Origin of the sequence: Flavobacterium sp., from assembly GCF_044341265.1 — a bacterium.
Lineage (GTDB): Bacteria > Bacteroidota > Bacteroidia > Flavobacteriales > Flavobacteriaceae > Flavobacterium.
In genome coordinates this window covers 1-14,716 of sequence record NZ_JBIISA010000003.1, presented here as the reverse complement: position 1 = coordinate 14,716, position 14,716 = coordinate 1, and the positions used below count along the sequence as shown (strand labels likewise).

Annotated in this window: 8 protein-coding genes; 1 reads left to right on the top strand and 7 read right to left on the bottom strand. The window is 32.4% G+C overall.

Features of this window, described 5'->3' with window-relative positions:
* Positions 1 to 119 precede the first annotated feature (119 nt).
* The 6 genes from ACIQ06_RS01900 to ACIQ06_RS01875 all read right to left on the bottom strand — a co-directional run bounded on the left by ACIQ06_RS01900 (position 120) and on the right by ACIQ06_RS01875 (position 12,663).
* Positions 120 to 1,136, bottom strand: coding sequence for a PorP/SprF family type IX secretion system membrane protein (locus ACIQ06_RS01900; RefSeq protein WP_396143499.1), 1,017 nt, complete (start codon positions 1,134 to 1,136; stop codon positions 120 to 122).
* 7 nt (positions 1,137 to 1,143) lie between these two features.
* On the bottom strand, positions 1,144 to 9,489 hold the full coding sequence (locus ACIQ06_RS01895) for a PKD domain-containing protein (protein WP_396143497.1): 8,346 nt from the start codon (positions 9,487 to 9,489) through the stop codon (positions 1,144 to 1,146).
* 87 nt (positions 9,490 to 9,576) lie between these two features.
* Complete coding sequence (locus ACIQ06_RS01890; protein ID WP_396143495.1) at positions 9,577 to 9,978, bottom strand: hypothetical protein; 402 nt, start codon at positions 9,976 to 9,978, stop codon at positions 9,577 to 9,579.
* A 102-nt stretch (positions 9,979 to 10,080) separates the two neighbouring features.
* On the bottom strand, positions 10,081 to 10,749 hold the full coding sequence (locus ACIQ06_RS01885; RefSeq protein WP_396143492.1) for a response regulator: 669 nt from the start codon (positions 10,747 to 10,749) through the stop codon (positions 10,081 to 10,083).
* Positions 10,750 to 10,759: 10 nt separating this feature from the next.
* Positions 10,760 to 12,412 carry a hypothetical protein gene (locus ACIQ06_RS01880; protein ID WP_396143490.1) on the bottom strand — a complete coding sequence of 551 codons (1,653 nt, stop codon included), beginning with the start codon at positions 12,410 to 12,412 and terminating at the stop codon, positions 10,760 to 10,762.
* A gap of 41 nt (positions 12,413 to 12,453) precedes the next feature.
* Positions 12,454 to 12,663 (bottom strand): hypothetical protein, encoded by a 210-nt coding sequence (locus ACIQ06_RS01875; RefSeq protein WP_396143488.1) that lies wholly within the window; start codon positions 12,661 to 12,663, stop codon positions 12,454 to 12,456.
* A 316-nt stretch (positions 12,664 to 12,979) separates the two neighbouring features.
* On the opposite strand from ACIQ06_RS01875, the gene ACIQ06_RS01870 reads away from it, so the two are divergent.
* Positions 12,980 to 13,846 (top strand): hypothetical protein, encoded by an 867-nt coding sequence (locus tag ACIQ06_RS01870; protein ID WP_396143485.1) that lies wholly within the window; start codon positions 12,980 to 12,982, stop codon positions 13,844 to 13,846.
* Here ACIQ06_RS01870 and ACIQ06_RS01865 read toward each other — a convergent pair whose 3' ends face one another.
* Complete coding sequence (locus ACIQ06_RS01865) at positions 13,847 to 14,545, bottom strand: IS1 family transposase (protein ID WP_396143482.1); 699 nt, start codon at positions 14,543 to 14,545, stop codon at positions 13,847 to 13,849.
* Positions 14,546 to 14,716: the final 171 nt, after the last annotated feature.

Below are 14,716 nucleotides of genomic sequence, written 5' to 3'. Positions count from 1 at the left end.
ATGAAATCTTATTTTTAAATAATTTTTCAAACTTAAAACCAATAAAAGAGCATTCCTTACGGGAAACCGTAAAGAATACTTTTTTTTAAATTAAATAGTTTAAGTAATAAGATTTTCGATTACTTATTGTAGTCGTAGTATTTGTTAACTTTGGCTATGCAAGATTCGCAAAAACGCAATTGCCATGTTAAAGAAAGCTCATGTATTCCTTGTGTTCTTCCGATTTTTGACGTGCTAAAATCATATGAATACCCAAAGTTAAAATCACTAAAGTGAACAGAAATATAAGGATTGATTGAAGTAATTAAATGACTGTTTTTGCTTTTACCCTCAGGATTAGTTGCTAGATTAGCACCAACTGTTAATGCTTGAAATTTTAATGCCGTTCCAATATCCAATCGATTAAACTGTGATTGTCTCATATAGTTAGCATTGACTAATAATTTTGTTTCTTCAGGAAATAAACCAGATGGTGTTCCATCCATATCAAATGCATATCCAGCGTGAAGTGACAAAAATAAATCTAGTGGTACATGATTATCGTTTAAAAAAGAAATATTTGGTCGAGTAAGATGTTTAACACTTAATCCAAACCAACCATCTTGATTATCAATTACAAAACCAGCAGAAACATCAAAAAAATTGATATTATCCTTTTGATTTAATACTCCTAAATCTACACTACCACTACTAATTACTCCAGTATTGATATTTATTTGATCTTCTAGCAATAAATTTTTGAAGTTGTAACTTTTTCTGCCATAACCAACTTCAAGTCCAGGTCTAAAACTCCATCTATAATCTATCTCGACTTTATAGGAATAGGCCATATTTACTTGAAGAAAATTGTAATTAGTAAATGCCTCTCTGTTGTTCAAAATTGTCATTCCAACTGCTGCGTGCTCACCTACCATTTTATTTACAAAACCAAAGTCTGTATCTACTACTCTATTGCCATCTGGCCATTGCCTTCTGTGTAAAAGTCCTGCTCTCCAATTGTATTGAAAACCAGTAAATCCTGGATTCAAGGTTTCAGGCATTAAGGTAAATTGAGTGAATATTGGATCTTGAGCATTGCTTTGAAGAGTGAAAAAACTCAGTACAATAAACAAAACATAATTTAATTTGGTTTTCATTTCGTGTTTATTTTATTAGTACAAAAGTTTGATTTTCATTTATGATAGTTCCATAGAAAGTTTCACCACTTACTTTAGCATAGTAGTTCCCATTTTCAGAATTTACTTCTTTTATTTTTCCATTCCATCCTACCAAAACTTCTCCAACTTCGGAGTAAATTAATGATCCCCAAGTATCGTAAATATCAAGACGAACATTTTTTAATCCTTTAGTGACGGGTCTAAAGGTGTCATTGATGCCATCATTATTGGTTGGTGTGAATGCAGTTGGTACAACTAGCAAATATCCTTTTTCAACTTTCAAAGTTATAATTTGACTGTAAACACATCCAAAAGGATAAGTAACCGTTTGAGTGACTACATAATCGTTTGGTGAAGAATAAGTATGAATTGGATTTACTTCATTTGAAAATGTTCCATCACCAAAATCCCAAAGTACAGAAATATAATCTCCAGTTATTACACTAGTAAATTGAATTGGATCCAAAATGGAATAAATTCCATAGGAAGTATAACCTATTGAATTTGTATTAAATGAAGGATTCCCTAAAGTAGGTATTGCAACATTTAGTGAATAATTTGTAGAGCAACCAATTGCATCTGTGACTGTAAGTGTAACAAGTCCATTTGTTGTCGTTGTCATTGACTGATTATTAGTTCCAGAAACAGTTCCGCTTGACCAATTATAAGTGTATGGTGGAACTCCTCCAGAAGCAACAGCAGTAAAATCTTGAGTCACTGTAAAAGTGCTGCAAGTTGCATTTGTAGTTGTATTAACCGATAGTGATAATGGATTAGGTCTAGTAATTGAATATTGAGCTGTTTTTACACAACTTCTTGCATCAGTCACTGTAACTTGGTAATTTCCTGCTGGAATACTATTCAAATCTTCAGTTGTAGCACCATTATTCCATAGATATGAAAATGGTGGCGTACCTCCTGAAACCAAAAGATTTATTTGCCCTGAATTAGCGTCATTACAATCAAGAGCATTAACAGTATTTGCTGACAAAACTAAAAGTTGAGGCTCTAAAATTGTAAAGGTTCTTGTAATAGTGCATGGTTTAGAATCTGTAATAACAACTGAATAGGTTCCTGGTCCAAGATTATTTCTTGTTGTTCCTGCTGTACTTCCATCACTCCAAACTAAATTAACTGGTGCTATTCCTCCAACAAAGTTCAAAACAATACTTCCGTCATTGGCTCCAAAACAAGAGATGTTAGTCGCAACTGGACTTACGTCAAATAATGGTGGACTTGGAATGTTTATGGTAGAAGATTTTTGGCATCCAAGAGCGTCTGTAACAGTAATTGTATAATTTCCGGGCGAAAGATTATTTTGATTTAATCCAACCGCTAAATTACTCCATTGCACCTGATAAGGAGCATTACCGCCAGATAATGTTACAGTAATAGTTGCATTATTGTCACCATAACATACTATTGGAGTTGTTGTAGCATTTATTATTATTTCTGGAGATTGTGTCAAATTTACTGATAATGTATCTACACACCCTTGAGCATCTGTTACTGTAAGATTATAATTTCCTGCAATTAGGTTTGAGATATTTTGATTGGAACTTGTATAACCATTTGGGCCTGTCCAAGAATAGTTATAATTAAAAACACCCGGAGTTATCTCTATTGGAGTTCCTCCAATAACAGAACTATTTATGGCGCCAGTTGCAAAACCATAACAATTAATATTGGTTTGACTTACCAAATTTACCTGCAACAAAGGCGGTTCTGTAATTACAAAAGTGGCTGTTTTTGGTCCGCAATTATTGGCATCAGAAACTGTTACAACGTAAGTTCCTGAACTCAAATTTGAAATATCTTCGGTTGTTGCATACGGATTACTATTTTGTGTCCAAGAATATGAATAGGCTCCAGTTCCACCAATAACTGAAATTGCAATGGATCCATTACTACTTCCAAAACAGGTAATGTTGGTATTTGAATCTGTTGATAATACTATATCTGAAGGCTCTGTTATTGTATATGAATTAGCAATTGGACATCCACCAGCGTCTGTTATTGATAGATTATAAGTTCCAGGCACTAAATTAGAAATATTTGCATTTGATGATGAAAAACCATTTGGTCCAGTCCATTGAATACTATAAGGAGCACCAGTTGTAAAAGGAATTCCACCAGTTGTGTTGGTTGTTATACTTCCATTATTAATTCCAAAACAAGTACTATTTGTTACCACAGCATTCGGATTCATAGCTGGATTTATAGTAATTGTGATTGTAAAAGTAGCCCCAACACAATTTCCAGATATTGGTGTTATTGTATAAGTTGCAGTTGCTGGTGCAGTTGAAGTGTTTATCAACGTTTGACTAATTTCAGTTTGACCTACTGGTTGTGCTGATGATCCAGTAATTGTACCAATAGGATTTATTATTGGAGCAGACCAAGTATATAATGTTCCTGTTGGAACTATATCAGACGAAGTGGAAACTGGAATTATTGTAAATGTTGCACTACTACAAATGGTTTGATTCTGAGATGAAATTACTGGAACTTGATTAATAATAATCGTTGCTACTGAAGATGTAATTATTTCGCAACCACCATTCAATGATGGAAATGTGATCACACAGTAATAATAAAATGTTCCGGAAGCTGATGCTGGTGGTGAAAATGATGCATTAGTTCCATTTAAAATAACAGAACCACCACTATTGGAATTGGAAGTATTACTGTACCATTGATAATTTGGTGTTCCAACGCCGTTTATATAATTTACAGTTAAAGGCGCAATTGCATCTCCTAAACAAACTGTTTCAGAAACTGGATTTGTAGAAATTGCTGGTGCTAAATTTACATTTATCTCTGAAGTTGCGCTTGTAACATTACATCCAATTCCATTAGGTTGGGTAATTTCACAATAATAGTAAACAGTTCCATTGTTTAGTGTTGGTGGCGTAAATGTTGCATTCGTCTCTCCAATTAAGATTGTGCCGCCAGAATTTGAATTTGAACTATTAGAATACCACTGATAATTAAATGTTCCAATACCACCAGTTGCGATTACTTGTAATATATTTGGAGTTGCATTTTGACAAAGCGTTTGAGATGCAATTGGCTGAGTTGAAACAATTGGATCTGGAAGAACTACGACACTTGACACATCACTAGTTACATTTCCGCAACCATTTCCTGTGAAACTTATGACTACATAATAATAAAATGTTCCTGCTGAATTAAAAACTGGAGGTAAATAGGTTGGTAAATTTGTTCCTACAGGAGTTCCGCCAGTTGTTGAATTATTTGTATTTGAATACCATTGGTAACTTGGAGTTCCTGTTCCGTTTAAATAGGTAACAGATAATGGGTTTGCAATTGTTCCGCCTACGCAAATGTTCTGTGTTGATAATGGTTGCGTGTCAATTGTACTTTGTGGATTTATAGTTACAACGGCAACATTTGTAGATACGCTAGAACAACTTCCAACTAAAGATGGAAATGTAATAATTCCATAATAATAAAAAGTTCCAATGGTATTTGAAGGTGGATTAAATGTTGCATTAGTTTCTCCTGGGATCAAAGTTCCTCCAATTGGTGAATTTGTGGTGTTTGAATACCATTGATAGGTTGGAGTTCCAACTCCGTTGATGTAGGAATATGTTAATGTTGTTGGTGTTCCGTTTTGGCAAACCGTACTTGAAATGGGTTGGTTTGCAATTGTTGGTGATGTGTTTACAATAACTGTTGCTGAATTACTTGTTACCGAACATCCAATACCTGTTTGCGTGATTGCACAATAGTAATAAAAAGTTCCAACAGCATTTGTTGGAGGAGTAAAACTTGCAGTATTTGTTCCAACTGCATTTCCACCAGTTGTAGTAGCAGTTGTTGTGCTGAACCATTGGTAGTTGAAAGTTCCAGTTCCACCAATTGCCGTTACGGTTAGGGTTGTAGGCGTTTCGTTTTGGCAAAGCGTTTGTGTTAATAAAGGTTGTGTTGATAAAATAGGATCAGGAAGTACATCCACGCTTGCTACAGTGCTTGAAATATTTCCGCAACCATTTCCAGTAAAACTGATTACAACATAGTAGTAAAATGTTCCTGCTGTATTGAAAGCTAATGGAGTATAAGCTGCGTTCGTTGCTCCTGAAATTAAAGTTCCACCTGAATTAGAATTGGTAGTATTGGAATACCATTGGTAACTTGCAGATCCAGTTCCGTTAAGAAAGGTAACTGATAAAGGATTTGCTATTGTTCCGCCTACGCAAATACTTTGACTTGGTGATGGTTGCGTATCGATAGTTGGCGAATTATTTACGGTAATAATTGCTGACTGTGTAAGAGTATTTATACAAGAAGTAGCATTAGAATCTTGGATATTAACTAAATTATAAGTAAATGTCCCGACTACATTTGTAGGTGCATTTATTGAGGCACTATTTCCTGATGTCGTTGTAATTGTTTGATTGGTTCCGCCATTTAAATTATAGGTAAAAGTATAAGGCGCATTTCCAGACGATCCTGTGAAAGTTATCTGAGGATTAGTTGCATTTAAACATACACTAGTTGTTCCAGAAATAGTCGCAATTGGACTAGGGTTAACTTTTATTGTAAAAATTTGATTTGGTCCGTTACAATTTACTCCTTGAAAGGTGAAAGTCGGTGTAACTGTAATGGTTGAAGTTATTGTTGTCGCAGTACTATTATTTGCTGTAAAACTCGGAATTGCTCCGTTTCCATTTGCTGCTAATCCAATAGCTGGGTTAGAATTAGTCCAAGAAAAGGTTGTAGTTCCAACTAAATTAGTGGTTGAAAATACAGTTGAAGGAATAGTATTCCCATTACAAACTTCAATATTGGTTGTACTATTTACTTGCGCTGATGGATTTACAGTAATAGTAAAAGTTTGCGTTAAACCTGAGCAAGTTAAACTACCGCTTGTAAATGATGGTGTTACTGAAATAGTAGCGGTAATGGGAGATAATCCATTGTTAACAGCTGTAAAGTTTGGAATATTTCCAGTTCCAGATGCTGATAAACCAATACTCGGAGTGTCATTTGCCCAACTATATGAGGTAGTTCCACCAGTCGTTGTATTTGAAAAATTTATAGCTGATGAAGGACTTCCGTTACAGATTGTTTTATTTGGTGTTGCAACTAAACTCGCATTTGGTAAAACCGAAATTACAAATTGTTTTGTTGTTCCACTGCAAGAAGTAGTGCCTGTTAAAATTGATGGAGTTACAATTATCGTTGCGTTAACTATAGTTGTGCCATTATTTATTGCTGTAAAAGAGGGTAAATCACCAGTTCCAGAAGCGGCTAATCCAATTGAAGGATTGGAATTTGTCCAAGTATAAGTCGTAGTTCCAGTTGTGTTTTGTGTAGAAAAAATGGTAGTTGGAATGCTATTTCCATTACAAACGGATACTGCTGTAGGTTGATTTACCTGAGCTGAAGAATTAATTGTAATTGTAAATGTTTTGGGTGTTCCAACACAACTTAAAGTTCCAACAGTGTAAGTTGGCGTAACCGTAATGGTTGCTGTTAAAGGATTGTTAGTTGTATTAGTAGCGGTAAAATTTAAATTTCCGGTTCCCGAAGCGGGTAATCCTACAGCAATAGTGTCATTTGTCCAATTATAAATCGTTGTACCACCTGAATTGGAGCTAGAAAAATTTACTATGACATTACTACTATTACAATTTGTAATATTATTTGGCTGATTTACTTGCCCTATTGGATTTACAGTAATTGTGAATGTTTTTGCCACACCACTACAAACAGTACTTCCACCAGAAAACGAAGGAGTAACAGTAATTGTTGCAGTAATTGGTGTGTTGGTTGTGTTCACTGCCGTAAATGTTGGAAGATTTCCATTGCCAGAAGCGGCTAAACCAATTGCGGTATTTGAGTTCGTCCAACTATAAGTTGTTCCTGTTGAAGTATTGCTCGTTGTGAATATTGGAGGAGTAATTAAATTGTCATTACATACCGATAGTGCTAGTGGTTGATTTACTTGCGCGGCAGGATTTACAGTTACAATATAATTTACAATTGTTCCGGTACAAGTTCCAATTGTTGGCGTTATAACATAAGTAACTGTTCCAGGATTGGTATTAGAGGTAGAAATTGTTTGTGCTGGAATTGTATTTGTAGTTCCTGATGGAGTAAATCCAGAAATTCCTGACGTTGCAGTTGCAGTCCAAGTGAATGTTGCAGTGGCTGGATTAGTTGTTATATTTACAGGAGTTGTTGCTGTTCCGGAGCAAATAGTTTGACTTAAGTTGGTGTTAGTAATTACTGGTGATTGATTTATTACAAGTGCTTGTGATGCGGTGTTTGATGCACCACATTCATTAGTAACAACTAGTGAAACAGTATAATTTCCTGGCGTTGTATAGTTTATCGCTCCAGGATTTAATGTATTAGCCGTTGAAGGATTTCCTCCAGGAAAACTCCAAGCATAAGTGAGTGTTGAACTAGATGGCGCGCAATTAGTAACTGTTGTAACTGGATTTATTGTGGCGCTTCCGCAATAAGAAGTTAATGCAGCTATTGAAACTGTCGGCGGTTTTTTGACAGTGACTGTTTGTTGGGATGTAAATGTACCACACGAGTTTGTCATTGATAATGTTATGGTATATGTGCCTGATTCTACAAAATTAAAGTTGGCATTGGCTGTAGTTTGATTTGGAATTTGAGTTATTGTAGTTCCACAAAAGGCAGGAGTATAAGCTACTTGCCAAAGATAAGTTGGTGGATTGCACGAATTAGTTGTATTTGTAGTGTTTGTTGTTGTAACAGCCAAAGGAGCACATCCAGTTGTAGTGTTTAAAGTGAATGTTGGTGTTAATGGTGGTTCAATGCAGATGGTTTTGGAAATTGTAGTTATTCCACAAAAATTTTGAGCCGTTAATGTGACTGTATATGTTCCTGGTGTTGAAAAAGTATGATTAATATTCGTTGGAGGTGAAAGTGGAGTGGTAATTATTGGTGTTCCATCACCAAAATTCCATGTGTAAATCGAACTTTGAACACAACCTTGACCATAACCACTAATTGTTGTATTATTAAATGTAATGCTAGAATTAACGCACCCACTTGGTGGAGAAGTAAAATTTGCAGTTGGTTTTGTTAATATGGAAATATTTCCTAATGTAAAAGGAGTTGTACCACAAGCATTTGTGACATCAAGAGTTACTATAAAACTGGTAGCAGGACAACTACTAGATAAATAAGTATGTGGAATTGGATAATTTAATGAAGATGCTGGATTAGTCGAATTATAATAAGTTGAACTATTTAATTGATTTTGATTTAATATTAAAGGAGGAGAACCATCTCCATAATTAATGTTATACGTTGTATCAAGAGAATTAGAACCCCAATTTGAAATAGAGAACTGTAAATTTGCAGTAGGAGCGCATAAATTTTGAGTAGAGCCAGGACTATTTAAACCACCCAATGGATTGGATACGTTTTTTATTATATAAGTTTTTGTATTTACACATCCATTATTTCCAACAGCTGTTACAATCATGGAATATGCTCCAATAGAATTATAAGTATGAGAAATTGGAAATACTACATTAGATTCAATATTACCATCTCCCCAATTTATTGAAAAAGAAGAAATGCATGTAGAAGTTGAAGTATTTCCAACATTGATTGTAAAAATTGGATTTGATGATGCGTTTGAACAATTACTAAATGGGTCAAAAGGATTTGTAACATCAGAAAAATTTATATCAGGCCTTTGTAAAACAATAACTTGGTTGGTTCTAGAAACAGAACAACCATTACTTGTAACTGTTAATACCACATTGAATGTTGTTGTTCCACATCCTAAAGAATTAAAAATATGACTAGGATTTTGAGATGTTGATGTTGGGGTTCCGTCACCAAAATCCCATAAATAAGTATAAGAACCGGAACCAGTTACTGATGGAGTGAATTGAATTGCCGTTCCTGAACAAGAGTTATTATTGGTAAAACTAAAGTTTACAATTGGTAATGCATTTATGATAACAACTTCAGTGTCATTCTGAGGAATTACAACTGTTGGCGTAGTACTATCCGAAACACTAACCAAAGTATAAGTAAAATTACCAGCAGTTGTTGTAACTATAGGAAGTGTAACCGTATTATTAGTTCCAGTTGTTACAATCTGAGTTTGTGTACCGTTATTAATTGTGTAGGTAAAAGTATACGGCGCAGTTCCACCACTTCCAGTGAAAGTAATAACACTTCCAGTAGCATTTTGGCACAGGGTTGTTCCACCAGAGATTGTTGCAGAAGGGACTAGAGTTTTATTAAAACTAAATCCTGTTGTTAGATTAAGAAAAAATATGGCTATAAAGTATATCTGTTTCATCTGATGATTTTGCTAAAAAAATAGTATTGAATAATAATGTAAAAATAGGTTTGGCGAATTTTAATGAAATACGTTTATTTTCGTATTTTAATCACTACATACAAAATCATAGATAGCAGACATTACTGATCCTGGGACCACTCTATTTTCATAACTTGATATATCAATATTACTTTTTACATTTCCATTTTCGTAATAAGTTATAGATTCTCCAAGATCATATGTTGATTCACCACATTTAATAGTCATAAAAGTTAGAATATAACCACCTCCTGTTTTTATTGTTTTACCGCTTTTATTTTTTTTATACTTTATTGGTTCTGTTTTTTTTACCCATAACTCAGTTGAGTAATCATCAATTTTTTTTATTAAAACAGAATAATCTTCACCGTTTTTGCTAGAGGTAACATATGTAAATTCTTCATTTTGAGAATAAATGTTACTAAATGAAAGAAGTAGTAGCAGTGTTATAAAAATTTTAGTTTTCATAATTGTTATTTATTTTGAATGATTTTTACAAAAGTATAACCAATAAAAGAGTATTCCTTACGGGAAACCGTAAAGAGAATAAAAAAATAAAAAAGAGAGTTTTTAGGCTATTCCTAAATCTTTAGCAATAGAGATTAAATGAACGGTATTGTTGGCTTTAAAGTAATCTTTGAGTTTGCCAATTCTTTTTTCAATAGTGCTTTTACTACTAGGTGTAATGCCTAATTCTTTGAATTTGATGTCCATTTTTTCTTGTGGAACACCTAATGATAATTGTTTTATAAGTTCAATATCAAAATTATCAATTTCATTTATTGTTTTGTCCTGAAGTAAATGTTCCATTTCAGGTGAAATATACTTTTCATTGGTTTGAAAAAGGTTTTTGATTGCCGTTTTCAATTCATGAATACTTCTACGTCCTTTAATCACAAAACCATCAATATTTTGATTTTCAAAAAGTGATTTTATATGAAAGGTTTTATCTTCAACAGAGTGCACTATTATTTTTAAATCGGGTTGTGCTTCTCTTACCCATTTTATCAAATCATCTCCGCTAACTAATTGTACTTTTCTATGATCAGCTCTAAAAGACAAATCACTTATCAATAAATCAAATGGCTCGTTGTCAAGAATTGCTTTCTTAATTTTTAATTGTGCATCATCACAGTATTTTGCATGGTGAATTTCTGTAACACCAAGCTCACTTAGTACTTGCATCACTGCTAAGTTAATGCTATCAAAATCTTCTGCTATTATTACTTTCTTAAACATGACTTTGTAATTATTTAGGTATTTTCAATTTTGCTTTGAATCCTTTATTAGTTTCCGTTTCAAAAGTAATAGTTCCATTTATGGATAAAATACGGTTTTCCGCATTTTGCAAACCTTTTTTTAAATTTAACAAATCTGAACATCCAATTCCGTTATCAGAATAGTTGATTTCGACACCTTTTTTATAGGTTTCAAATCCAATCACTACCAAGCTACAGCTACTGTGTTTTCTCATGTTCACCATCAATTCTTGCAAAGTTCTGTAGATAACTATTTTGGATTCTTTCTTGAGTTTTAGCCAATCCGTTGAAGAAGTATTATTTTTTATAATAACATTAATATTGTTGCTGTTATAACTTGAAAGCATAGCTTTAAGAACAGCTTCAAAATTATCACCAGTATCAATTTGGCTGTTTTCTTTTGAAATGTTTCTTGATTGTGTATAAATCTTATCTAAGTTTTCAAGAAGAAATTCTTTATTGGTTGGATTGTTCAAATCTTGTGTATCTGCATAAGTCATAGCGTTAAAAACATCATTAGCTAATTCATCATGAAGCTTTTTGGAAATTCTAGTTTCGGTATCGTAAGTTGCTTTTTGGAGCTTTCTTCTGTTTTTTGAACGAATTGTAAAAAACACAAATAAAGATATTGTGGATACAAAAATGAACAATGAAAGGTAGAGTTGTTTTTGACTTTTTTGCTTTTCACTTTCTTTTAAAGCTATGTTGGCATCGTACTTTATTTTAGCAAATTGTGTCTTTGAGTTTTGTCTTACTTTATTAATGCTATCCGAAATATTCATTTGCGTTAAAGCAAGAGACTTTACCTCATTAGTATTGGATGAGGCAATAAGAAACTTAATAGCTTCAATTCTATCATCTGGACTGTTGATTGCTGATGCAGCATTATAGGCTTTTTGTGCAAAATCATTAGATAATTTCAAATTCGATTTTTGATAATATTCCGCCATATGCATGTAAGAAGCAATAAGCTCAGAATTATTATTAATACTATCACGGATTTTTAAAGATTGATTTAAATAATCAATTGCTTTAGGATTGTTTAATTTAAAATAAGTATATCCAAGATTATCAAGAACTTTGGCATAATTGGGTTTGTCTTGAATGAGTGAAATATCTTTAGAAAGATTTAGCAGTAATTGTTCCGCTTTATTATATTCTTTCGATTCTAAAAAAGTATAAGCTATATTATTTATATGAACAAATTTATCTTCTTCAGTTAAGGCAGTACTTTTTGCAAGATTGAAATATTTGTGGGCACTTTCATAATTATACTGTTCCAAGTGCGATATTCCAATTAGATTATAAGTTGTATTTATACTTTTATATTCAGGTAAAATAGAAATTATGCTTGTTGCAGTTGCTTCACTTCCTGAAAAATCACATCGTTTTTGTTGTATTTCTGCAAGATAATATAAAGCATATACCCTTCTTTCTTTTTCCTGATCTGAACAAGCATCATTAGCTTTATAAAAATAATAGTAAGCACTATCATATTCTTGTTTATCATAAAACGAGAATGCTTTCTTTACATTTAAACTATATTTTTCATTTTTTGGATTCTCTATCTTTTTATTACATGAAATAAAAATAGAGAATGCTATTACAATAAAAATCGGGAAATATACTTTTTTAAATATCATTTCCCGAAATTATTGATTTTAATTAGAATAGAAAAATATTTCTATTTTAATTGTGGTGTTACAGGTGGTGGTGGCGGAGGAGTGTTTCCACCTTGTCCACCTGTGGTATCTACTATTGCTTTAGTTAACAACATTTCGCTGTGTTGAATTGAAATGTTTTCTGTATTTGTGTTTTCTTCAATTGCATCATTTGTGCAAGAAGTAAATGAAATTGACAATGCAGCAATAGCCGCGAAAAATATTTTTTTCATGATGTTTTAAATTTTGACATGGTTGTGGCTGTTCGAGACTTTCTCGAAAGCGTTTTGAAACAGAAAAACTGTATCAGATTTGAGTACTCGGATTTATTTTTTTGGGAAGTGAAGTGAGCTACTACAGAACCTTTTAGTTATACTTCCCTGAATAAAAAATCAGTTCTGTATAGCATCACTTTTTTGAACTAGTTTTGTACATTTGTTCCTATCGCGAAATAGAGCAAGAACTAATTCTGAGGCAAAGGAATGTGGTTTTTGTTTGAGTGTTTATAAGGAATTCCTGAAAATCCTACTATTCCTAAAAAATCCTACTATGACTACAACACATGATTCTCTTGAAGCCTATAAGAAAGCCATAAGAGCAAAATTTGAAAAAGAAAAAACAAAAGAATATTCCAGTTTTTTGTTAGTTCCATCTAGAGCGAAACTTCGTCAGCTTTGCATTGAAAGATTTAAGAATAATGAAAGTAATGATGATTTAAAAAGCTTTGAGATTTTTTTTGGATTTCCGTTTGAGTCTGGCAATAAAAATAAATTGCAAGCTGCTACAGATAGGTTTCGACCAATAGAAAATTTTTTAAAAGGAGAGAGTGATTTAGCAGATATTGAAGGGATAAATATGTCGGCTATTTTATTGGATTTTGAGCCAAGACCATTTAAGAAGTTTGCTAAGTTAAATTCTGATGATTTTGTAGAAGATGTAAAAGAAAAAAATTTTGATAAAAATAAATCGAATGATATTATCAAAAAGGAAGAAAAACCTGTTTTTTTTAAAGATGAAATAATTGTTGCTTCTAAAAGTAATTTAAAGAAGAAAGTTGGAATTAGCTCACTAGTAGTTTTGGGATTGTTTGGTGCGAAAAGTATGTTTTTCAAAGAAAAAGAATGCATGGAATGGAAGGAAGATCATTATGAATTGGTTGATTGCCAAAGTGAAGAAGTTGGATTTGCAAATACAAAAATCATAAAGCCTTACAATGAAATTGAATTTAGTAGAAAAGAGTTAACAGTTTGCGATACTACAAAGTTTTTTAATGGAGATAAACCTCTAGTTTGGTACAGTAAGAAAAACAATGAGGTTCAATTTTTTAATATGGATGGTGAGAATCCCGAGAATGGTGCTGAGATTAAAAAAGTTACTCAGTATATTGTTGATAAGTATGTTGGAGATTGTGAGTAGTTATCCCCAAAAATAAATTCTTAAAATACATTGTAAAATGATAAAACTTTTTGAATAACATATTGTCTTTCTATTCAACCGTTTTAAATGTGTTCTCAACGAAAGGTTTTTTCTTTCAATGTGATTAGTGCCAAAAGGTTTTGTATTATGAATTGTTTCGTTTAACAATGATTTATAGTGAATTAATTTATCTGTAAAAATTCTTTTAGGGTTGGATAAAAGTAATGTATTGGTCACATATTGAAGTGTTCTTTTTGTTCTTTTACCTATAGTAAAGTTTACAACTTGCCTTGTTTTTCTTTCGAGAGCATAAACTATCCAAATTGGTTTTTCTTTATTTTTTATAAAGGTTCTCATTTCATCTACTTCATAGATTTTGTTTTTATAAATGATTTGATTTGGAATTTTCTTTGCAATGGCAATTATCCTTTTTAATAAGGTTGTAGTTGAAATTTTTAATATTCTAGCCGTACTTCTAATGCCTAAACCTTCTTTTGTAAATTGAATAATTCTTTTGTTTACCCATGTATTACATGCTTTGTAACTATAAAAATCAATAAATCTACTTTTGCAAGAATTACAAACAAATTGTTGCTTTTTATTTTTTGTAAAACCATTTTTTATTATTTCTTTAGACTTGCATTTTGGACAAATTCCTGTATCACTAACTCTGATACACGAGGTCTCATTTTTTATCATTTTATTAGATTTAAAAGCTTTAAACATAAAAAAAGATGAACTATATAGGAGGGCACTGAAAAACATCGTTTATTTTGATTAGCACCGTTTTTTAGAGAATAAAAAAACGCTTATAGTAGGATTTTATACATCCGTTATAAGCGTTTTACTTTTTGCAACTGTTTTTTATTG